The 21,114-nt window shown below is 65.7% G+C and carries 17 protein-coding genes; 8 read left to right on the forward strand and 9 right to left on the reverse strand.

Annotated features, from left to right (window positions below; genetic code table 11):
- Positions 1 to 15: 15 nt before the first annotated feature.
- From H1B27_RS32885 to H1B27_RS32910, 6 genes are all read right to left on the reverse strand, one after another.
- The gene (locus H1B27_RS32885; RefSeq protein WP_197968893.1) at positions 16 to 1,590 is read right to left on the reverse strand and encodes an AMP-binding protein; all 1,575 of its coding nucleotides are present in this window, start codon (positions 1,588 to 1,590) and stop codon (positions 16 to 18) included.
- Positions 1,591 to 1,623: 33 nt separating this feature from the next.
- A complete protein-coding gene (upp, locus tag H1B27_RS32890) occupies positions 1,624 to 2,259 on the reverse strand; it encodes a uracil phosphoribosyltransferase (RefSeq protein ID WP_061877091.1) in 636 nt (211 codons plus the stop codon).
- Positions 2,260 to 2,436: 177 nt separating this feature from the next.
- Entirely contained in the window at positions 2,437 to 2,625 is a 189-nt protein-coding gene (locus H1B27_RS32895; RefSeq protein ID WP_061877090.1) for a hypothetical protein, read from the reverse strand.
- A gap of 212 nt (positions 2,626 to 2,837) precedes the next feature.
- Positions 2,838 to 3,755, reverse strand: coding sequence for a 4-hydroxy-tetrahydrodipicolinate synthase (gene dapA, locus H1B27_RS32900; protein WP_197968894.1), 918 nt, complete (start codon positions 3,753 to 3,755; stop codon positions 2,838 to 2,840).
- Positions 3,756 to 3,773: 18 nt separating this feature from the next.
- Entirely contained in the window at positions 3,774 to 4,028 is a 255-nt protein-coding gene (locus H1B27_RS32905; RefSeq protein ID WP_197968895.1) for a hypothetical protein, read from the reverse strand.
- 139 nt (positions 4,029 to 4,167) lie between these two features.
- A complete protein-coding gene (locus tag H1B27_RS32910; protein WP_197968896.1) occupies positions 4,168 to 4,446 on the reverse strand; it encodes a hypothetical protein in 279 nt (92 codons plus the stop codon).
- Positions 4,447 to 5,364: 918 nt separating this feature from the next.
- Here H1B27_RS32910 and H1B27_RS32915 point away from each other — a divergent pair.
- From H1B27_RS32915 to H1B27_RS32940, 6 genes are all read left to right on the forward strand, one after another.
- Entirely contained in the window at positions 5,365 to 5,454 is a 90-nt protein-coding gene (locus H1B27_RS32915) for a K(+)-transporting ATPase subunit F (protein ID WP_018641117.1), read from the forward strand.
- A gap of 113 nt (positions 5,455 to 5,567) precedes the next feature.
- Complete coding sequence (gene kdpA, locus H1B27_RS32920) at positions 5,568 to 7,271, forward strand: potassium-transporting ATPase subunit KdpA (RefSeq protein WP_197968897.1); 1,704 nt, start codon at positions 5,568 to 5,570, stop codon at positions 7,269 to 7,271.
- A gap of 24 nt (positions 7,272 to 7,295) precedes the next feature.
- Positions 7,296 to 9,413, forward strand: a complete 2,118-nt coding sequence (gene kdpB, locus H1B27_RS32925; protein ID WP_197968898.1) for a potassium-transporting ATPase subunit KdpB — start codon at positions 7,296 to 7,298, stop codon at positions 9,411 to 9,413.
- 71 nt (positions 9,414 to 9,484) lie between these two features.
- A complete protein-coding gene (locus H1B27_RS32930) occupies positions 9,485 to 10,090 on the forward strand; it encodes a K(+)-transporting ATPase subunit C (RefSeq protein WP_197968899.1) in 606 nt (201 codons plus the stop codon).
- 237 nt (positions 10,091 to 10,327) lie between these two features.
- Positions 10,328 to 13,051 carry a DUF4118 domain-containing protein gene (locus tag H1B27_RS32935; RefSeq protein ID WP_197968900.1) on the forward strand — a complete coding sequence of 908 codons (2,724 nt, stop codon included), beginning with the start codon at positions 10,328 to 10,330 and terminating at the stop codon, positions 13,049 to 13,051.
- Positions 13,048 to 13,737, forward strand: coding sequence for a response regulator (locus H1B27_RS32940; RefSeq protein ID WP_197968901.1), 690 nt, complete (start codon positions 13,048 to 13,050; stop codon positions 13,735 to 13,737). The genes H1B27_RS32935 and H1B27_RS32940 overlap by 4 nt, the downstream gene beginning before the upstream one ends.
- 126 nt (positions 13,738 to 13,863) lie before the next feature.
- On the opposite strand, the gene ku is transcribed toward H1B27_RS32940, so the two are convergent.
- On the reverse strand, positions 13,864 to 14,748 hold the full coding sequence (gene ku, locus H1B27_RS32945; RefSeq protein WP_197968902.1) for a non-homologous end joining protein Ku: 885 nt from the start codon (positions 14,746 to 14,748) through the stop codon (positions 13,864 to 13,866).
- 116 nt (positions 14,749 to 14,864) lie between these two features.
- Between ku and ligD the strand changes: the two genes are divergently transcribed.
- Positions 14,865 to 17,546: a DNA ligase D gene (gene ligD / locus H1B27_RS32950; protein WP_197968903.1), complete on the forward strand. Its 2,682-nt coding sequence runs from the start codon at positions 14,865 to 14,867 to the stop codon at positions 17,544 to 17,546.
- 114 nt (positions 17,547 to 17,660) lie between these two features.
- Here the strand turns inward: ligD and H1B27_RS32955 are convergent, their stop codons facing one another.
- Positions 17,661 to 17,825 (reverse strand): DUF3309 family protein, encoded by a 165-nt coding sequence (locus H1B27_RS32955; protein ID WP_074117325.1) that lies wholly within the window; start codon positions 17,823 to 17,825, stop codon positions 17,661 to 17,663.
- Between the two features lie 181 nt (positions 17,826 to 18,006).
- On the opposite strand from H1B27_RS32955, the gene H1B27_RS32960 reads away from it, so the two are divergent.
- Positions 18,007 to 18,324, forward strand: coding sequence for a polyhydroxyalkanoic acid system family protein (locus tag H1B27_RS32960; protein WP_197968904.1), 318 nt, complete (start codon positions 18,007 to 18,009; stop codon positions 18,322 to 18,324).
- 2 nt (positions 18,325 to 18,326) lie between these two features.
- On the opposite strand, the gene treY is transcribed toward H1B27_RS32960, so the two are convergent.
- Positions 18,327 to 21,113 carry a malto-oligosyltrehalose synthase gene (treY, locus tag H1B27_RS32965; protein WP_197968905.1) on the reverse strand — a complete coding sequence of 929 codons (2,787 nt, stop codon included), beginning with the start codon at positions 21,111 to 21,113 and terminating at the stop codon, positions 18,327 to 18,329.
- Position 21,114 lies beyond the last annotated feature (1 nt).

Here is a 21,114-nt window from a genome sequence, read left to right on the forward strand (position 1 = left end):
AACCAGAGAGGCGGCCTATTCGGCAGCGATCCGCTCCATCGCCATGGCACGAAGCCTCGCGCGCTGGATCTTGACGCCGTTGGCGCTGTCGGTGACGGGGAAAGCGTCCACGACATAGATCCGCGCCGGCACCTTGTAGCCGGCGAGCCGCTCGCGCAGACGCGCCGTGAGCGCTTCCTGCTGTGGCGGCTCCCCTGCCGGAATCACGAAGGCGACGCAGCGCGCCTGGCCCTTCAGATCGACAGCAACCACCTGGGCGTCGGCCACGCCGGTGCACGATTTGAGCTCGTCCTCGATCTCGCCCGGCCCGACCAGGAAGCCGCCGAGACGCATCGCGTCGCCGGCGCGCGTCTCGTAGACGAAGGAGCCATCGCCGCGCAGCCGGCCGATGTCGCCGGTGCGGAAGAACCCGTCGGCGGTGATCGCCTCGCGCGTCGCCTCGGGATTGTTGAAATAGCCGAGGAAGCGTGACGGTGCGCTGATCTCGATCTCCCCGGAGACGCCCTGGGCCGCAAGCTCGCCGGTCTCGATGTCGCGGATGCGGACTTTCGCATTGGGCGACATTGGCCAGCCGCCGCCCTCGATGCGGTCGGCGAAGGCATCACCGGCGCGGGAGATCGAGAACAGCGCCTGCACCTCGCTCGAGCCGTAGAGGCCGAACAACAGCATGCCGCGCGTCTCGGCCTCCGCGGCAAGCTCGCGCCAGCCGGGCTGAAACGCGGCGAAGCCGCAGACCTCGAGATTTGGAAATGGGCGTGGCGCATCGGTGAGGGCGAGGATGCGGCGGAACATCTCGTCCGAGCCGAAGGAGTGCGTGATCCCGTGCTCGCCAAGGATATTCAGGGCCGGCGCGGCCTCGAAGGCGTCGAGTACATGGATGGTGGCGCCGGCTGCGATGAAGCCGAGCAGGCTGGTCATGCCGAAGGTGCCGCAGAACGGCAGCATGGCCAGCAGCGAATGACGCTGGTGATCGAGCCGGAGCGCGTGGGCGACGGAGGCGGCGTGCGTCGCCAGCGTCCGCTGCGAATGTGCGACGAGCTTCGGCCCCTTGGTTGTGCCTGACGTCGTGTAGAGCAGCACCGGCAGGTCGACGTCGCCTTGAGCAGGCGGAGCCGGCGGATAGGACTTGTCAAACGCATCGAACCGCACGCAGGGCCAGTGCGCCGGGATCGCATCCGCGCCGACCACGGCGAGCTTTTGCAGCGCGGGCACCTCGGCCTTGGCGATATCGGCGAGGATGGCGGCAAAGTCGATCGAGCGGAAAGCGGCCTCGACCACCATCAGCCTGGCACCGGACACCTTGAGCAGGTGTGCGACTTCCGCGCCGCGGTAGCGCGTATTGACGGCGGCGACGACCGCGCCGAGCCGTGCGGCGGCGAACAGCAGTGCCAGCCACTCGATCCGGTTGACCAGCCAGACCGCGACGACGTCGCCCTTGCCGATGCCTTGGGCCGCAAGCCAGGCAGCGGTCTGCTCGACCTTCGTCGAGAATTCCGCGCGAGAGACGGGTGTGTCGCCAAATACCAGGGCGGGATCGGCGGCGGTCTCGATACGGATCAGCGATTGCAGTGAAAAGTCGTTGGCGCTCATGGCAATCGGAGTAACCCGATCGCGCCAAGCTGTCTACTTGGTGCCGAACATCCGGTCGCCGGCATCGCCCAGGCCCGGCACGATGTAGCCGTGGTCGTTGAGCCGCTCGTCGATCGCGGCGGTCCAGATCGGCACGTCGCCATGCTCGCTCTGAAACTGGGCGATGCCCTCGGGCGCGGCCAGAAGACAGACGAAACGGATGTCGCGGGCGCCGCGCGCCTTGAGCAGGGAGGCGCCGGCGCAGGCCGAGTTGCCGGTCGCCAGCATCGGGTCCATCAGGATCACGGTGCGGTCGGACAGGTCCTGCGGCGCCTTGAAGTAATATTCCACGGCCTGCAGCGTCTCGGGGTCGCGGTAGAGCCCGATATGGGCGATGCGCGCCGAAGGCATCAAGGCGAGCATGCCGTCGAGGAAGCCGACGCCGGCGCGCAGGATCGGCGCCAGCGTGAGCTTCTTGCCGGCGATCTTGGGCGCCCGCATCGGCGCGATCGGCGTCTCGATCTCGACCAGCTCTAGCGGCAGGTCGCGCGTCACCTCGTAGCACAGCAGCATCCCGATCTCGTTCAGGATCTCGCGAAAGCTCTTGGTCGAGCGGTCCTTCTCCCGCATCAGGGAGAGCTTGTGCTGGACCAGGGGGTGCGCGACGACGTTGACGTTGCCAGTGCTCATGAAACCGCTCTACACCGTTCCATGAAATTGCGCCAGATCGGGCAGGTACTTTTAGGCAACGCCTTTTCCGCGGGATAGCTGGCTTCAACCGGGCCTTGCCACCGCGCTGCGGGAGGGCGATCGCGGCCATGGCGGCCTCCTCACGGATCTGCAGGGTCATGATCTCTGCCGCGCCGGTCAGGCGGGGAGGTGCCAGATATGGATTGCGGTTCTCAGCGCGATCAGCGCGGTGAGCACGCTGCCCATCGAGAGCAGGCTGAGCGCCTGGAGCGCGATGCGCGAGAGTTGCGCCTTGCGCGCATCGGAGGTGCGCATCGGGCGTTCGGCCTCCAAGGGCCGGTCAAGGTCATGCGTCAGGATCGACATTGTGGAAGTCCTCATTCCTGGCGCGGCGAGACGGCCGCGCCAATCTGCCGTTTATGATGTCGATCGCCGCGTAGGATTGCGAGATGAGCGCCGGCGTTCCCGCATAGGAATGTCATAGGGATGCCGATCCTCGCGCCCGCGTCTGCCAGACGTGGAGGTGCCTTCGAGATACGTCACGGAAATCGAGAGAACGGAATGAAACGTCCCGCCAGTCAGGCTCCGACGCTGTCGATCAATTCTTCGTCGGCGATCGCAGCGAATGCGCGCACCACGCCTCTCTGCGCGGCTGCGTCCAGCGGCACGATCGGAAGCCTGGTCGCGGCGGACATCAGGCCAAGGAGGTTGAGACCGTATTTGAGCGCGGCCGGACTTTCCCTGGACAGGCAGGCGATGAGCGGGATCAGGCGCTTGTGCAGATAGCGGGCGGATTGCAGCCGGCCCTGCCTGACGTGCGAGAAGATCGTGCGACAGAGATCCGGCGCGATGTTGGCGACTTCCGAGATCGCGCCGTCGCCGCCGTCCGCGATGAAGCCGAACGCGGTGGTGTCCTCGCCGGAGAGAAAGCGAAAACTTGCCGGCAGGTTGCGGGACAGCCGCATCGGACGGGTGATGTCACCGCTCCCATCGCGCAGGCCGACGAACTGGCGGGACTCGACCAGACGCAGAAGCGTCTCGTCGGCGAGCGGGCGCAGCGTGCGGGAGGGATTGTCGTGCAGGATCACGGGCAGTCCGATCGCACCGGCGATGGCGCGGAAATGCGCGAGCATGCCTTCCTGCATCGGCTTGTTGTAGGCGGGCACGACCGACATGACGGCATCGGCCCCGGCTGCCTCCGCGCGCCGCGCAAGCTCGATGGCGTGGCTGGTTGCGTTGGATACCGCGCCAGCGATGACCCGCACGCGGCCGCGGGCGACGTCGACCGCGGTGCGGATGACGAGCTCCTGCTCGGCCGGCGAGAGCGTCGGCGCTTCCCCCGCCGTCTCGCAGACCACGATGGCGGGAACGCCGGCCGCGACCTGTCGCTCGCACAGTGCGGCGAATGCCTCGAGATCGATCGCATCTGCCGCGTCGAACGGGGTCGGCAGGTCAGGAATGAATCCGGTGAACCAGGCGGCGGGAGGGATGAGCATTGGTTTTCCCCTGTTGGCTCAGGCGACGCGCCGCGCGACGGTGGTGCTGGGGCGCTTGCCCATGTCGAGCTCGATCTCGCGCGGCAGCTCGACGATGGTTTCGGGATGCTGTCCGTTCTCGAACAGCGCATATTTGATCGCCTGGGCGCGGCTGACGAACAGGCCGCCATAGAGGCCGCTCTGCTCCTGAGCGACCCATTGTCCCCGGCGATTGCGGCCGATGAAGACGATGGTCGAAGGCGAACTGCACGAGGGAGGTTCGACGAGTTTCACGGGTTTGATCCTTCGGAACGACGGCGGTTTCGGACGCAGGTCCTTGCCGGCGTGCTCAATATCCTCAGTCGCGAATATGATTTCGAGGGCGGGCGAGCCGCGATCTCATAGGAAGATCATAAAGCCGGAACTGTGTCGTTCAGGCCGGATCGATGACGACGTGGACCAGCGCGAACAGCGCGCCGAACGCGACAGCCTCGTCCCAATGATTGAGCGCAGCGCCGAACAGCGGCTCCCGCCTGGCGAGGCTGGCGAGCGCGCACAGGACGATCGACATCCAGAGCAGGGCGACGAGGCTCCGGCCGAAGCCGACGCTGCCCAATGCGGCAAAGCCCATGAGCAGCACGAGGCGGACGGCGAATCGCGCGATCACGCGCGCCGGGCTCTGCGTGCGCGGCATGTCCGGAGCTTGCGGCATGGCGTCGGGTCTAGCCGTAGTGATCGCAGGCGACCGGCTCGCAAAGCGGATCCGGCAAAGGGCGGACGGAAGGAACGCTCGGCCGCGACACATCCGTCGCCAGCACCCGCACCTCGAGGAACGCCGACAGCAGGGCGAGCGCGAGCTTCGGCGTCGATCAGGCGCGTGAGGCGTGCGGTGCGCCCGCTCTGTCCGAGCGCGGGGATGCGCCGGGAGGCCGTTTCGATGATCTCGATCATCAGCGGTCGCGTCATCGCCTGCGCATTGCGCAAGCGGTCGCCGAGTGATGGCGGATCGTAGCGTCGGAGAGCAGCGGTCATGTCAGGCCTCCTGAAGTTGGCGTCGGTCAGTCGGCCGGCCTCTCCAAGATGGCCCGGAGGGCATTTGAAAACGAGATAGGGATCGGGCGAGAGATATAGGGATTTCATAAGTGGACGGAGTCTTCCGTCCAGGCGCGCCGGATCTTCGACTGTCATCTCCGCCGAAGGTGGGGGCTTATGGAAGAAGGGCATTCTGAAAAGACCTTCGCCACGGCTTGCTGTAACCACGATTGCGAGAGGGATGGTGGGCCGCGCCGCTGCGCTGCCGGCCCGGAACGACCGCCTGGAATGCATTGCCGGCGTCACGTCGCCGCCGGTCATGGCGAGCCGGCCTTTATGAGATTCCTATAACGTCGCCGTAGGCTCCATCTCGAAAACCTATGTGCGCGGTGGCAAGTCAGCGCGGTGAAGTTCCCGGCCGCGCCGCCTTCGGTCGCCGCAAGCGGCCCGCCGGAATCCAGAGACGGGCTATGCCGGAAACGTCTCAACTGAGGAGTATCGTCATGATGGACCTTCTGATGCTGGCGCTGGGCTTCGGCTTCTTCGCGCTCGCGATCGGTTACACCTACGCCTGCGAACGGCTGTGAGGGAGCGGACCATGATCTTCGATTATGCGCTCGCCGGCGCCGTCTCGTTCGGCCTCCTGGTCTATCTCACCTACGCACTGCTGCGGCCCGAGCGGTTCTGACGCCGTGCTGCTGATCATCCAATTGCTGCTGGCCGACGCCGCGCTCGTTGCTGGCCTGCTTGCGCTGCTCCTGCCGCTATTGCGCCGGACCCGAAGCCTGAAGGGTTAATGCCATGACTGTCATCGGTTGGTTCCAGATTTTTCTCTATTGTGCGATCGTCGTCGCGCTGACCAAGCCGCTCGGCTGGTACATGACGCGCGTGTTCAACGGCGAGCGCACGTTCCTGTCGCCCGTCCTGCGCCCGATCGAGGCCGGCATCTACTGGATCTCCGGCGTCGACGAGAAGCGCGAGCAGCACTGGCTGACCTACACGGTTGCGATGCTGCTGTTCCATGTCGGCGGCTTCCTCATCATCTACAGCCTGATGCGGCTGCAGGCCGTGCTGCCGTTCAACCCGGCCGGGCAGTCCGCGGTCGCCGAGGATCTGTCCTTCAACACCGCGATCTCCTTCATCACCAACACCAACTGGCAGAACTACGGCGGCGAGAGCACGCTGTCCTATCTGACCCAGATGGTCGGCCTCACGCACCAGAATTTTCTCTCGGCGGCGACCGGCATCGTGCTCGCGGTCGCGCTGATCCGCGGCTTTGCCCGCGCGTCCATGCGCACGGTCGGTAACTTCTGGGTCGATGTAACCCGTTGCACGCTTTATATCCTGCTGCCGATCTGCGTCGTGTTCGCGCTGTTCCTGGTCTGGCAAGGCATGCCGCAGACGTTAGGGGCCTATGTCGAGGCGACCACGCTCGAAGGCGCCAAGCAGACCATCGCGGTCGGTCCGGTCGCCTCGCAGGTCGCGATCAAGATGCTCGGCACCAACGGCGGCGGCTTCTTCAATGCCAACGCTGCGCACCCCTTCGAGAACCCGACCGCGCTGTCGAACTTCGTGCAGATGCTGTCGATCTTCGTGCTCGGCGCCGCGCTGACCAACGTGTTCGGCCGCATGGTCGGCAACCAGCGCCAGGGCTGGGCGATCCTCGCCGTGATGGGTCTGCTGTTCGTCGCCGGCGTCGGCGTCTGCTATTGGGCGGAAGCGCAGGGCACCTCGACCATGCACGCGCTGGGCCTGACCGGCGGCAACATGGAAGGCAAGGAGGTCCGCTTCGGCATCGTCGCGTCCTCGCTGTTCGCCGTGATCACCACGGCCGCCTCGTGCGGCGCCGTCAACGCCATGCACGACAGCTTCACCGCGCTCGGCGGCATGATCCCGCTGATCAACATGCAACTCGGTGAGATCATCGTCGGCGGCGTCGGCGCCGGCATGTACGGCATGCTGCTGTTCGTCATCCTCGCGATCTTCGTCGCGGGCCTGATGGTCGGCCGCACGCCGGAATATGTCGGCAAGAAGATCGAGGCGCGCGAGGTCAAGATGGCGATGCTCGCCATTCTCGTCCTGCCGCTGATGATTCTCGGTTGGACCGCCGTCGGCGTGGTCTATCCGGCGGCGGTCGCCTCCATGGCGAATGCCGGGCCGCACGGCTTCACCGAAGTGCTGTATGCCTTCACCTCGGGGACCGCCAACAACGGCTCGGCCTTCGCCGGCCTCACCGGCAACACCTTCTTCTACAATCTCACGCTCGCCAGCGCGATGTTCGTCGGCCGCTTCTTCATGATCGTGCCGGCGATGGCGATCGCGGGTTCGCTCGCGGCCAAGAAGTCGATCCCGCCGTCGATGGGCACGTTCCCGACCACCGGAGGCCTGTTCGTCGGTCTCGTCGTCGGCGTCATCCTGATCATGGGCGGCCTGACGTTCTTCCCGGCGCTCGCGCTCGGCCCCATCGTCGAGCAACTCGCGATGAACGCCGGCAACCTGTTCTGATCCAGCTCTTTCGGAGTGACCTCCATGGAACCCGTCCATAAACCCAACAAGCGTATGCCGGTGTCGGCGATGCTGGATCCCAGGATCGTGGTGCCCGCGATTGGTGCTGCCTTCACCAAGCTCGATCCGCGATCCATGATCAAGAACCCCGTGATGTTCGTGGTCGAGATCGTGGCCGCGCTCACCACCGTGATCTTCGTCCGCGACCTCCTCACCGGCGGGGAAAATCTCGCCTTCACTTTCCAGATCATCCTCTGGCTGTGGTTCACCGTGCTGTTCGCCAATCTTGCCGAAGCAGTTGCCGAGGGCCGAGGCAAGGCGCAGGCCGAGACGCTGCGCAAGACCCGCACCGAGAGCCAGGCCAAGCTCCTGAGCGGCGCGAGCCGCGATTTCAAGCTCGTATCAGGCACGAGCCTGAAGGTCGGCGATCTCGTGCTGGTCGAGGCGGGCGACACGATCCCCTCGGACGGCGAAGTGATCGAAGGCGTTGCCTCCGTCAACGAGGCCGCCATCACCGGTGAATCGGCGCCCGTGATCCGCGAATCCGGCGGCGACCGTTCGGCGGTGACCGGCGGCACGCAGGTGCTGTCGGACTGGATTCGCGTCCGCATCACGGCAGCCCAGGGCTCGACCTTCATCGACCGCATGATCAAGCTGGTCGAGGGCGCCGAGCGGCAGAAGACGCCGAACGAGATCGCGCTCAACATTCTGCTCGCCGGTCTCACCATCATCTTCGTGTTCGCCACCGTGACGATCCCGAGCTACGCCGCCTATGCCGGCGGCTCGATCTCGGTGATCGTGCTTGTGGCGCTGTTCGTGACGCTGATCCCGACCACCATCGGCGCGCTGCTGTCGGCGATCGGCATCGCCGGCATGGACCGCCTGGTCCGCTTCAACGTGCTGGCGATGTCGGGCCGCGCGGTCGAAGCCGCCGGAGACGTCGACACGCTGTTGCTCGACAAGACCGGCACCATCACGCTCGGCAACCGGCAGGCGACCGCGTTCCGTCCCGTGCGCGGGGTGACCGAGCAGGAGTTGGCCGACGCCGCCCAGCTCGCCTCGCTGGCGGACGAGACGCCGGAAGGTCGCTCCATCGTCGTGCTGGCAAAGGAGAAGTACGGCATCCGCGGCCGCGACATGGCGGAGCTCGGCGCCACCTTCATCCCGTTCACGGCGCAGACCCGCATGAGCGGCGTCGACGCCGGCGGCTCGTCGGTGCGCAAGGGTGCGGTCGATGCCATGCTGAACTATGTCGGCGGCGGCGCTCCGACTGCGGTCGCTTCCGGCAACGTTGCGCGGGCGATGCAGCCTGCCGCGCTTTCCGAACTCGGCCGCGAGATCCAGGCCATCGCCGATGACGTGTCGAAGTCCGGCGGCACGCCGCTGGCCGTCGCCAGGGATGGCAAGCTGCTCGGGATCGTCCAGCTCAAGGACATCGTCAAGGGCGGCATTCGCGAACGCTTCGCGGAGCTGCGTCGCATGGGCATCCGCACCATCATGATCACCGGCGACAATCCGATGACGGCCGCCGCCATCGCGGCCGAGGCCGGCGTCGACGACTTCCTGGCGCAGGCAACTCCCGAGGACAAGCTCAAGCTGATCCGCGACGAGCAGGCCAAGGGCAAGCTGGTGGCGATGTGCGGCGACGGCACCAACGACGCGCCGGCGCTCGCCCAGGCCGACGTCGGCGTCGCCATGAACACCGGCACCCAGGCCGCCCGCGAGGCCGGCAACATGGTCGACCTCGACTCCAACCCGACCAAGCTGATCGAGGTGGTCGAGATCGGCAAGCAGCTGCTGATGACGCGCGGCGCGCTGACGACGTTTTCGATCGCCAACGACGTCGCCAAGTATTTCGCGATCATCCCGGCGATGTTCCTGGCGTTCTACCCCCAGCTCAGCGTGCTCAACGTCATGAATCTGTCGAGCCCGCAGAGCGCCATCCTGTCGGCGATCATCTTCAACGCGCTGATCATCATTGGCTTGATCCCGCTCGCGCTGAAGGGCGTCGCCTATCGCGCCGTCGGTGCCGGCGCGCTGCTACGGCGCAACCTGTTGATCTACGGGCTTGGCGGCATCGTCATCCCCTTCATCGGCATCAAGGCGATCGACCTCGTCGTGACTGCCTTGCACTTGGCCTAATTCCGTCAGTGCGGAACGACGGGAGAGATGATCGCTTCGTTCGCAATGACGGAAGACACTGGAGACCCAACATGCTCAGAGAAATCCGCCCCGCCATCGTCCTCTTGCTGGCACTCACCGCCATCACCGGCCTTGCCTATCCGCTCGCGATGACCGCCATTGCCGGCACGTTGTTTCCCGTGCAGGCGCAGGGCAGCCTCATCGAGAAGGACGGCAAGGTGATCGGCTCCGCCCTGATCGGGCAGGAGTTCAAGGACGACAAATACTTCCATGGCCGTCCCTCGGCGACGGTTGCGCCGGACCCGAATGATTCGACCAAGACGGTGTCGGCCCCCTACAACGCCGCCAATTCGGGCGGCTCCAACCTCGGCCCGACCAGCAAGGCGCTGGCGGACCGGCTCAAGGAGGATATGGACAAGCTCAGGAGCGAGAATCCGAACGCGGCCGTGCCGGTCGACCTGGTGACGACCTCGGCCAGCGGCCTCGATCCGAACATCTCGCCGGAAGCGGCGCAATTCCAGGTGCCGCGCGTGGCAAAGGCGCGGAATCTGCCTGAGGATCAGGTCAAGCAGCTCGTGACCGCCAACACCGAAGGCCGTCTGCTCGGCGTGCTCGGCGAACCCAGGGTTAACGTTCTGGCGCTGAATCTCGCCCTCGATCGCATCGCCGCCAAGTAGCAGTCTAGGCTCGCGGCGCCCGGATGGTTATATTTGGGACGAAGCCTTCTTCTCCCTCTCCCCGCTTGCGGGGAGAGGGCTGGGGTGAGGGGGAGTCTCCACGACGACGGTGACAATTGGACTCGTGGAGGCTCCCCCTCACCCGAAATTCAAGCTGCGCTTGAATTCCGGCCTCTCCCCGCACGCGGGGAGAGGCGAAGAGGTAGGCGAACAACCTAACGAGCCGTAACCGTCCTGATGGTCCGAGAGCGCCGCGATCCCGAACAACGTCCCTCTCCCGAAGCGCTGCTGGAAGCCGCGCGCCGGGAGGAGAGCGCGAGCGGCAAGCTGAAGATCTTCGTCGGCGCCGCGCCCGGCGTCGGCAAGACCTACGAGATGCTGCAAAGCGCCCATGCCAAGCGCAAGGCCGGCATCGATGTCGTGGTCGGTTTCGTCGAGACCCATGGCCGCGCCGAGACTGAGGCGCTGGTGCGCGGCCTCGAAGTGGTCCCGCGCAAGAGGCTGGAGTACCGCGGCCAGATCGTCGAGGAGATGGATCTCGATGCGGTGATCGCGCGGCGGCCGCAGATTGCTTTGGTCGATGAGCTCGCCCACACCAACGCGCCCCTTTGCCGCCATCCCAAGCGCTATCTCGACGTCGAGGAGCTGCTCTCCCACGGCATCGACGTCTACACCGCCGTCAACATCCAGCACATCGAGAGCCTGAACGACGTCGTTGCCCAGATCACCCATGTCAGGGTCCGTGAGACCGTGCCGGATTCGGTGTTCGACCGCGCCGACGCGATCGAGCTGATCGACCTCACGCCGGACGATCTGATCCAGCGGCTGAAGGAGGGTAAGGTCTATGTGCCCAAGCAGGCCGAGCGGGCGCTGGAGCATTATTTCTCGCCGGGCAATCTCACCGCGCTGCGTGAGCTCGCACTGCGGCGCACCGCCGAGCGGGTCGACGAGCAGCTCCTCACCCACATGCAGGCCAATGCCATTGCCGGGCCCTGGGCCGCGGGTGAACGCATCCTCGTCTGCGTCAGCGAGGATCCGCGCGCCGCCGGCCTCGTCCGCTACACCAAGCGGCTGGCCGACCGGCTGCATGCGCCGTTCACCGCGATCTCGATCGAGACGCGGCGATCCCTGCAATTGTCCGACGAGGAGCGCGATCGGCTGGCCGACACGTTGCGGCTGGCGGAAGCTCTCGGCGGCGAAGCGCTGACCATTCCCGCCGTCGGCCGGCGTATTGCCGATGACGTCGTCAATTTCGCGCAAGGCAACAACGTCACCCAGATCGTGATCGGCAAGTCGACGCGCTCGCGCTGGTTCGAGATGACGCGCGGCTCCGTCGTGCACGACCTGGTGCGCCGCGCCGGCAACATCACCGTCCACGTCATCGCCGGTGACGAGCTGCCCGGCGAGGTTGCGCCAAAGACGGCGGTGCAGACTGCCGCGCGCTCGGAGCCGTTCGATCCGCTGCCCTATCTGAAGGCGCTCGGCATCGTGCTGATCGGTCTCGGCGCCGCGGAGCTGATCCAGCCCCGTTTCGGTATCGAGAACGTCGACCTCGTGCTGCTGACTTCGGTCGTCGTGGTTGCCGTGCGCTATGGCTTGTGGCCGTCCCTGCTGGCGACGATCGCGGCCTCGCTCTGCTACAATTTCTTCTTTATTCCGCCGATCTACACGTTCACCATCACGGATCCGACCAACGTCGCCGCCTTCGTGCTGTTCATGGTGGTGGCGATGATCGTCTCCAATGTCGCGGCGCGCGTGCGCATCCAGGCCGACACCGCGATCGGCCGGATCAGGATGACCGAGCAGCTCTATGCCTTCAGTCGCAAGCTCGCCGGCACCGCCACGCTCGACGACGTGCTGTGGGCGACCGCCTACCAGATCGCGCTGATGCTGAAGGTGCGCGTGGTGCTGCTGCTGCCTGACGAGGGCCTGCTCACGGTGAAGTCCGGCTATCCGCCGGAGGACGAGCTCGACCAGGCCGATCTTGCCGCCGCCAATTGGGCCTGGAGCAACGATCGCCCCGCCGGCCGCGGCTCGGATACGTTGCCGGGCGCAAAGCGGCTGTTCCTGCCGATGCGAACCGGGCGCGGCCCGATCGGCGTCATCGGCATCGACAACGACCGCACCGGCCCGCTGCTGACGCCGGACCAGCGCCGGCTGCTCGATGCGCTGGTCGACCAGGGCGCGCTCGCGATCGAGCGCGTGCTGCTGGTCGAGGACATGGACCGCGTCAAGCGCACGGTCGAATCCGAGCGGCTGCGCTCGGCGCTGTTGACCTCGATCTCGCATGACCTGAAGACGCCGCTCGCCTCCGTGTTGGGGGCGGCCTCCACCATGCGCGATCTTTCCGGTGCCCTCTCCGACACCGAGAAGCGCGACCTGCTCGCCACCGTGATCGACGAATCCGAGCGGCTCAACCGCTTCATTGCCAATCTGCTCGACATGACCAAGCTCGAATCCGGCGCTATCGTGCCCAATACGGCGCTGCACGATCTCGGCGAAATCGTGGGCAGCGCGCTGCGGCGCGCCAGCAAGATCCTTAGCCGACACAAGGTCGAGCTGGTGCTGGCCGCCGATCTGCCGATGCTCCAGCTCGATGCCGTACTGTTCGAGCAGGTGCTGTTCAATCTGCTCGACAATGCCGCAAAATATTCGCCACCAGAGACCACGATCTCGATTCGCGGCCGGCGCGAGAGCGGTCATGTCGTGCTCGATATCGCCGACGAGGGGGCCGGCATTCCGCCTGCCGAGCTCGAGAGCGTGTTCGACAAGTTCTATCGCGCGCAGAAAGGCGATCACGTCCGTCCCGGCACCGGGCTCGGGCTCGCCATCTCCCGTGGCTTCGTCGAGGCGATGCGCGGCACGATCTCCGCCGCCAATCGCAGCGAGCGGAGCGGCGCGGTCCTCACCATTCGCCTGCCCGTTCCGGCAGAGAGCCACGCATTGGATACCGCCGCATGAGCGCTGCTCCGATCAAGGTCCTGGTCATCGACGACGAGCCGCCGATCCGCAAATTGCTGCGGATGGGGCTGACCACGCAAGGCTATGAGATACTGGAGGCGTCGAACGGCAGGACTGCGCTGGAGAAGCTCGACGAAGAGCCGGCGCTGATCATCCTCGATCTCGGTCTGCCCGACGTTCAGGGGCACGAACTGCTTCGCACCATCCGCGCGCGCAACGAAGCCGTGCCGATCGTGGTGCTGTCGAGCCGCGGCGACGAGGCCGGCAAGGTCCAGGCGCTGGATCTCGGCGCGGACGATTATCTCACCAAGCCGTTCGGCATGGAGGAGCTTTTGGCGCGCCTGCGCGCCGCGCTGCGCCACCAGCTTCAGGTCATGGGCGAGCGCCCTGTGTTCCGCACCGGCGATCTCTCGGTCGATCTGGTCCGCCGCATCGTCAAGGTCGGCGAGCGCGATGTGAAGCTCTCGCCGAAGGAGTATGACCTGTTGCGCGTGCTGGTGCAGCACGCCGGCAAAGTGCTCACCCATCGCTTCCTGCTGAAGGAGCTGTGGGACGAACTGACCGACGCGCAATATCTGCGTGTCTATGTCCGCCAGCTCCGGCAGAAGATCGAAGCAGATCCGGAACGGCCGCAATACGTGCTGACGGAAACCGGGATCGGGTACCGGCTGAAGGCGGGGGATTGATCCCCGTTGTCATTCCGGGGCGCGCCTCTTGGCGCGAGCCCGGATTCCATTTCTCCTCCCGTCACGCTTGGCATGATGGATTCCGGGCTCGATGCTTTGCATCGCCCGGGAATGACGGTTGGGTTGTCACCCCGCCTTCCTGTGCCGCGCCGTGGACCGATGCGCCTTCTTCGCGGCGCGATGCCGTCCGGTCGCACGCCGCGCATGCGACTTCGTCGCCGTCTTCTTCCCGCCGCGTCCCTTCAGGCTCTGCTTCAGCGCGTCCATCAGGCTGACGACGTTGCTCGGTCGCTCCTCGGGCTCCGGCAGCTCGATCTTCTTGCCGCTGGCCTTGCGCTTCACCAGCGCCTTCAGCGCGTCCTCGTACTCGTCCTTGAACTTGCCGGGGTCGAAATGCGCCGCCTTGGTGCGCAGGATATGGCCGGCGAGCTCGACCATGTCCTTGGTGATCTTCGGGCTCTTGATGTCGTCGAAGAACTGGTCCTCCTCGCGCAGCTCGTACGGGAAGCGCAGCGTGGTGCCGAGCAGGCCCTTGCCGAGCGGCTCGATCGCCATCACGTGCTCGCGGTTGGTCAGCACGATCTTGGCGAGCGCGACGCGCTCCTCGTCCTTCATGGCGTCGCGGATCACGGCGAAGGCGTCGACCGCGGCCTTGCCGTCGGGCGCGATGTAGTAGGGATGGTTGAGATAGCGCTGGTCGATCTCGTCGCGCGGCACGAAGCTCTCGATGTCGATGGTGTGATTGCTCTCGATCTGGACCGCTTCGAGCTCCTCCGGCTCGATCTCGACATATTTGCCCTTGCGCAGTTCGTAGCCGCGGCCCTTCTGGTCGCTCTCGACGACGTCGCCGGTCTCGGAATCGATCATCTGCTGCTTGAGCCGGTTCCCGGTCTCGCGGTTGATCAGGTGAAACCGCGTCTTCTCGGCCGCAGTGGTCGCCGGATAGAGCACGACCGGGCAACTGACCAGCGACAGCTTCAACGTTCCCTTCCAATAGGCGCGCGGGGCCATTCCGTTCTCCAGCGTTTTCAAGGCGTTTTGGAACCCCAACCGTCCCATAGGGTTTTGGTTCCGGGCGGGACTTTCGCCGTGATAGGCTTAATGCCGAAAGAGAAGCGGGACCGGTCGTGCTGCAAAAACTCTCCACTTACCGACAGAAGCGGGATTTCGAAAAGACGCCCGAACCATCGGGCAAGAGCGCCGTGGCGCCGTCGAAGCGGCGGCGCTTCGTCATCCAGAAGCACGACGCCAGCCGCCTGCACTACGATCTGCGACTCGAATTCGACGGCGTATTCAAGTCCTGGGCGGTGACGAAGGGACCCTCGCTCGATCCGCACGACAAGCGGCTGGCAGTCGAGGTGGAAGACCATCCGCTCGACTATGGCGATTTCGAAGGCACGATTCCGGAAGGGCAGTACGGCGGCGGCACGGTGATGCTGTGGGACCGCGGCACCTGGGAATCGGACGATCCGGAAGCCGGCTTCAAGAAGGGCGATCTGAAGTTCACCCTGCACGGCGAGAAGCTGCATGGCAGCTGGGTCCTGGTGCGCATGCGCAACCGCGGCGGCGAGAAGCGGACCAACTGGCTCCTGATCAAGCATCGTGACGATTATGTCCGCGAAGGCGCGGACAACGACATTCTCGAGCAGGACAGGTCCGTCGCCTCCGGCCGCGCGATGGAGCAGATCGCCGACGGCAAGGGCCGCGCGCCAAGGCCGTTCATGCTGGCGAAGGGCACGAAGGGCAGGGCCGATGCAGTCTGGCAGTCCAACCGTGTCGAGGAGACGAAAGGGCGCACGGTGAAGCCGGCGCCGCGCACCGCGCTGAAGCGCGGCAAGGCGGCGAAGAAGAGGGCCACGACGGCGACCAACGCGAAGAAGGTCTCGGAGATGCCGGACTTCGTCGCGCCGCAGCTCTGCACGCTGGTCGAGCGGCCGCCGGCCGGCGAGGGCTGGTGCCATGAGATCAAGTTCGACGGCTACCGCGTGCAGCTCCGGGTCGAGGACGGCGAGGCGACGCTGAAGACGCGCAAGGGCCTGGACTGGACCGACAAGTTCGCTTCGATCGCGAAGGAGGCGACCTCGCTGCCGGACGTCGTGATCGACGGCGAGATCGTCGCGCTCGATCACAACGGCGCGCCGAATTTCTCCTCGCTCCAGGCAGCACTGTCGGACGGCAAGACCGACGACCTCATTTTCTTTGCCTTCGATCTCCTCTTCGCGGAGAATCGGGACTACCGCCGGCTCCCACTCGGGGAGCGCAAGGCGCAGCTCAAGGAGCTATTGGAGGCACGCAAGCGCAAGTCGGCGCAGATCCGCTATGTCGAGCATTTCGAGAGCGGCGGCGATGCCGTGCTGCAATCGGCCTGCAAGCTCGAGCTGGAAGGCGTGGTGTCGAAGAAGCTGGACGCGCCCTATCGATCCGGCCGCACCGAGAGCTGGACCAAGGCCAAATGCCGCGCCGGCCATGAGGTCGTGATCGGCGGCTACAAGACCACGAGCGGCAAGTTCCGCTCGCTGATGGCGGGCGTGCAGCGCGGTGATCATCTCGCCTTTGTCGGCATGGTCGGCACCGGCTTCGGCGCGGACAAGGTCAAGCGCATCATGCCTGCGCTGAAAGCCATGGCGGCCAAGGACAGCCCCTTCGGCGGCAAGAATGCGCCGAAGAAGACCCGCGAGGTGCACTGGCTGAAGCCGGAGCTCGTCGCCGAGATCGAGTTCGCCGGCTTCACCGCCGACGGCAACATTCGCCAGGCGGCGTTCAAGGGACTGCGGCAGGACAAGCCTGCTGAGGAGGTCGAGGCGGAGACGCCCGTCGATACCGAGCTCGCCGAGCCCTCCGCCAGGAAGGCGGCGCGCACGAAGACGGGGCGGCAGTCGAAGCAGACCGCTCAAAACGCCGAGATCATGGGTGTCGTCATCTCCAAGCCGGACAAGGAGCTCTGGCCCGACGACGGCGACGGCGGCGTCGTCACAAAGCTGGACCTTGCCCGATATCTCGAAGCCGTCGGCGAATGGATGATCGTGCACCTCAAGGGCCGGCCGTGTTCACTGATCCGCGCGCCTGATGGTATCAAGGGCGAATGCTTCTTCCAGCGCCATGCGATGCAGGGGACGTCGAACCTTCTGGAGCTCGCAAGAGTTTCCGGCGACCGCAAGCCCTATCTCCAGATCGATCGCGTCGAGGGACTCGCCGCCGTGGCGCAGATCGGCGGCGTCGAACTGCATCCCTGGAATTGCGCGCCTTATGCCTATGACACGCCGGGCCGGCTGGTGTTCGATCTCGATCCCGCGCCCGACGTCGACTTCGCCGACGTCGTCGAGGCGGCCAAGGAGATGCGGCAGCGCCTTTCCGACATCGGCATGGACAGCTTCTGCAAGACCACGGGCGGCAAGGGCCTGCACGTCGTGGTGCCGCTGCTCCATGGTGCGCGCGACAAGGTGAGCTGGAAGGAGGCCAAGGCCTTCGCACAAGGCGTCTGTCAGTGGATGGCCGACGACGATCCCGAACGCTACCTGATCAACATGTCGAAGAAGCTGCGCAAGGGAAAGATCTTCCTGGATTATCTGCGCAACGACCGCATGTCGACGGCGGTGGCCCCGTTGTCGCCCCGGGCGCGCGCCGGGGCCACGGTATCGATGCCGCTGACCTGGGCGCAGGTGAAGAGCGATCTCGATCCCAAGCGCTACACGCTGCGCACCGTGCCGGGCCTGTTGCCGCGGTCGAAGGCGTGGGAGGACTATGACGATGCCGCCGCTTCGATCAAGGCGGCGATGAAGAAGCTGGCGGCGAAAAGTAGGGTGGGTTAGCCGCAAGGCGTAACCCACCTCTTTGGTTTCCGCAGAGACAGAAGTGGTGGGTTACGCCAAGCAGTCTGCGCTTCGCGCAGTCCGCTCGGTTAACCCACCCTCCGGAGTCCCGTCCTAGATCCGTCCCATCAGCAGCAGGATCAGCAGGATGATGATGACGAGCCCGAGGCCGCCGCCGCCATAATAGCCGGTGCCGTAGAACGGCCCGCCGCCGATGCCGCTGAAACCGCCAAGCAGGGCGATGATCAGAATGATCAGAATGATCGTGCCGATTGACATGCGAGTCTCCTCCAGCCCTCTGTTGCAAGGGTCGTTTGCACCTGTCCCGTCGTGCGGGGGCAACTTGCCGCAGGTTGTAAAGTTCCCGCGTTGAAACAAGGCCGGGGGTCCAGCTTGCATGGAACCTTTGCAGGTGCGGCGGGCATGACTATGTGGGAAGAGCCATCACCGGACAGCAATCATGTCAGCACCGCTTGTCGTTTCAATCCCGCATCGTCTCGGCCGCGAGGAGGCGGTGCGCCGGCTCAAGACGGGGCTTGGCCGCGCCGCGGCAAGCATTCCGGTGATGGAGGTCGAGGAGGAACGCTGGAGCGGCGACAGCATGAATTTCCGCATCCGCGCGCTCGGGCAGATCGCGACCGGTCAGGTCGACGTTGCCGACGACCAGGTCAGGGTCGAGGTGATGCTGCCCTGGCTGTTGCAGCGCTTTGCCGAGATGGCGCAGGCGACGATCAGGAAGCGTGGCCAGTTGCTGCTGACCAAGGACGGCGGCAAGTAGCTTCAGCCGCGCAGGCGCTGCCGCATCGGCTTCACCGCGTTCGCTGTCCGCGCTTCGATGACGGCTACGGGAAGATCCCGCCAGGCCTGCGCGAGCCGGACTTCGTTCCCCGCAAGGCCCGTCGCGGTATAGCCGCTGATATCGACGGTCGCATCGAAGCCTTCCACCGCGGGCCATTCCCGGCCCCCTTGGGTAAACGCTGCGAAATGACGCCCGACGACGACGACCGCGGCCGCGCGGCCATGACGGCGCACAAAGGCGATCACGTGGTCGGCATGTGCGCCGCGCACCTCGAGCGGCTGATAATCGCCCCGGGCGAATACGTCGGCGAGTCCATTGCGCAGCTTGAGAAGATGTCGCGTCCAGGCCAGCTTGAGCTGGCCATCCGGCCAGGACTTGATCAGGCCACTCCAGTCCGGAGCTTGCAGTGAGGTCAGCGCCGCGTGGCGCGCGGCAAAGTCCACTGGACGGCGGTTGTCGGGGTCGACCAGCGACAAATCCCAGAACTCGGTGCCTTGATAGAAGTCCGGCACGCCCGGCAGTGTGGCCTTGAGCGTGAGCTGGCTCAGCGAGTTCAGCGTGCCGAGCAGCGCGACGCGGCGAGCCAGCGTCTGCAACGCCTCCAGGAATTCTGCGGACCGGGCGGGGTCGAGGATTTTCCCGACGAAGTCCCGTATGCCGCTCTCATAGGCTTCATGCGGGTTGAGCCAGCTCGTCTCCTCCTTGCCCTCGCGCGCGGCCTTGAGCGCATAGGCCTGGATGCGCTCGACGAAAGCGGCATCGGCCGGCTCCTCGAGCGGCCAGGCGCCGAGCAGGGTCTGGTAGAGCATGTATTCGAACGTCGCCGACGGCGCGCGGAAACTGCCCTGGTGCGTCAGATGCGGCGCGTTCAACACCTTCCACCGCGCCACCGCGCTGGTCCATTCGCCGGGAATCTCGCTGAGCGCGGCGATGCGCGTGCGCGCATCCTCGCCGCGCTTGGTGTCGTGCGTGGCGGTCGCGGTCATGCCGTGCGGCCATTCCCTGGCGCGGGCCTGCATGGCCTGGTGGAAGGCGGGAACGGTGAGGCCGCTGCTCGCGGGATCGCCGCCGACCTCGTTCAGCGCAAGCAGCCGGTGGAACTGATAAAACGCGGTGTCCTCCAGCGACTTCGCCATCATCGGCCCGGTGAATTGCTGCACCTTGAGCGCGAAGCGGCGCACGCGCGGGGCGCTGTGCGGAGGACGGCCGGGCTTGAGCAGGTCCATGGTGAGGGCATCGCGCAGGAAGTCGAAAATGCCTTCGTCAGCGGCAAACCACTCGCCGCGGGCGCGCTCGATGGTGTCCTCGATCAGCTTGCGGTCCGGTGCCGTCGGGCCGCTGTGCGTCAGGTAGGTGCGATAGACCGGGAAATGCAGCACATAGAGCTCGAGCGCCTGTCGCAGGCTGTCGGCCGAGAAATCCCGTGTCGAGTAATGTCCGTTGGCGATGCGCGCGAGCAGACGCGACAGCACGGTGAATTCGCTGGCGAGCAGCGTCTCCAGCACCCGCCGCTTGGCATCCTTGACGTAAGGCGCAAGCCGCGGCGGCCGGTTGCTGATCTGCCGCCAGGTCTCGTCCAGCGCTTCGAGGCCCTTGGGATCGACCAGCACATGGGTGATGACGTTCATCCATTCATAGCCCGTGGTGCCCTGGACGCCGGCGAACTTCTGCAGGCGCTCGCGCTCGCACAGGATCTTTTCGATCACGGTATAGAACGGCTTCGTGTTGCCCTGGGCGTCGCGCACCAAGCGGCGCAATCGCTGGCAATATTGTGCGGGGTCACGCAGGCCGTCGATGTGATCGAGCCGGATTCCCTGTAATTTGCCGTCGGCGATGAGCTGCTTCACCAGCCGGTGCGTGGCGGCAAATGTGCTCGCGTCCTCGACGCGCAGTCCGGCGAGCCCGTTGACGTCGAAGAAACGGCGATAGTTGATGTCGCTGGAGGCAAGCCGCCAGTGCCCGAGCTTGTAGTGCTGGCGCTCCAGCAGATGATGCAGCGTCAGCGTCTGCGCCGGGCGGTCCTTGCCGGCACGATAGGCGGCGAGACCGCGACCGATGATGTCGGCGGCGCCCGCGATCTCCTTGAGCTCGGCCTTGAAGCCGGGAGCTTCCTTGCGATTGGGACGGCGCAGCCCCGTGTAGCGGGTCGCGAGTGACAGCAGGTGCTTGCCGGCCGCCGTTTCCGCCGCGTCCGCCTCCTTGACGATCACGCGCAGAATTTCGCCATAGCGCTCCGGTGCGATCGGCAGGCGATGCTCGAAATACCAGGCGGAGAAACTTCCCTCGTCGGGATCGTAGCGCAGCTCGATGTCGCCGCGCTCCAGCGCCTCGCCGTAGGACGAGCCGAGGATCGGCAGCAGCACGCCGCCGCGGGCGCGAAAGGCCAGTTGATCCCAGTCGATGTCGAAGGAGGCGGCGTGCGGCGAGGCCTGGCCCCATTCCAGCACGTCGAGCCACCAGGGGTTGTCGGCGAAATGCACGCCGACATGGTTGGGCACGAAATCGATGATGAGTCCGAGATCGTGCGCCTCGAGCGCCTCGCTCAGTCGTGCGAAGCCGGCCTCGCCACCGAGCTCGGGATTGAACTGGCTGTGATCGACGGTGTCATAGCCATGGGTCGAGCCCTTGCGCGCCTTCATCACCGGCGAAGCATAGAGGTGCGTGATCCCCAGCGCCTTGAGATAGGGGACGACCGCGGCGGCCTTGTCGAAGTCGAAATCCGCGGTGAGCTGAAGCCGGTAGGTTGCGAGCGGAATGGCAGGAGGCATC

The sequence above is a fragment of the Bradyrhizobium diversitatis genome, assembly GCF_016031635.1.
Taxonomy (GTDB): domain Bacteria; phylum Pseudomonadota; class Alphaproteobacteria; order Rhizobiales; family Xanthobacteraceae; genus Bradyrhizobium; species Bradyrhizobium diversitatis.

Bases quoted from the DNA above. Each gene is read 5' to 3' on its own strand.
- kdpB (WP_197968898.1), top strand. From the start codon at position 7,296: ATGGAACCCGTCCATAAACCCAACAAGCGTATGCCGGTGTCGGCGATG.
- H1B27_RS32910 (WP_197968896.1), bottom strand. From the start codon at position 4,446: ATGCCGCAAGCTCCGGACATGCCGCGCACGCAGAGCCCGGCGCGCGTG.
- H1B27_RS32955 (WP_074117325.1), bottom strand. From the start codon at position 17,825: ATGTCAATCGGCACGATCATTCTGATCATTCTGATCATCGCCCTGCTT.
- H1B27_RS32895 (WP_061877090.1), bottom strand. From the start codon at position 2,625: ATGTCGATCCTGACGCATGACCTTGACCGGCCCTTGGAGGCCGAACGC.
- ku (WP_197968902.1), bottom strand. From the start codon at position 14,748: ATGGCCCCGCGCGCCTATTGGAAGGGAACGTTGAAGCTGTCGCTGGTC.
- H1B27_RS32935 (WP_197968900.1), top strand. From the start codon at position 10,328: ATGGTCCGAGAGCGCCGCGATCCCGAACAACGTCCCTCTCCCGAAGCG.
- H1B27_RS32960 (WP_197968904.1), top strand. From the start codon at position 18,007: ATGTCAGCACCGCTTGTCGTTTCAATCCCGCATCGTCTCGGCCGCGAG.
- upp (WP_061877091.1), bottom strand. From the start codon at position 2,259: ATGAGCACTGGCAACGTCAACGTCGTCGCGCACCCCCTGGTCCAGCAC.
- H1B27_RS32930 (WP_197968899.1), top strand. From the start codon at position 9,485: ATGCTCAGAGAAATCCGCCCCGCCATCGTCCTCTTGCTGGCACTCACC.
- treY (WP_197968905.1), bottom strand. From the start codon at position 21,113: ATGCCTCCTGCCATTCCGCTCGCAACCTACCGGCTTCAGCTCACCGCG.
- kdpA (WP_197968897.1), top strand. From the start codon at position 5,568: ATGACTGTCATCGGTTGGTTCCAGATTTTTCTCTATTGTGCGATCGTC.
- dapA (WP_197968894.1), bottom strand. From the start codon at position 3,755: ATGCTCATCCCTCCCGCCGCCTGGTTCACCGGATTCATTCCTGACCTG.
- H1B27_RS32915 (WP_018641117.1), top strand. From the start codon at position 5,365: ATGATCTTCGATTATGCGCTCGCCGGCGCCGTCTCGTTCGGCCTCCTG.
- H1B27_RS32940 (WP_197968901.1), top strand. From the start codon at position 13,048: ATGAGCGCTGCTCCGATCAAGGTCCTGGTCATCGACGACGAGCCGCCG.
- H1B27_RS32885 (WP_197968893.1), bottom strand. From the start codon at position 1,590: ATGAGCGCCAACGACTTTTCACTGCAATCGCTGATCCGTATCGAGACC.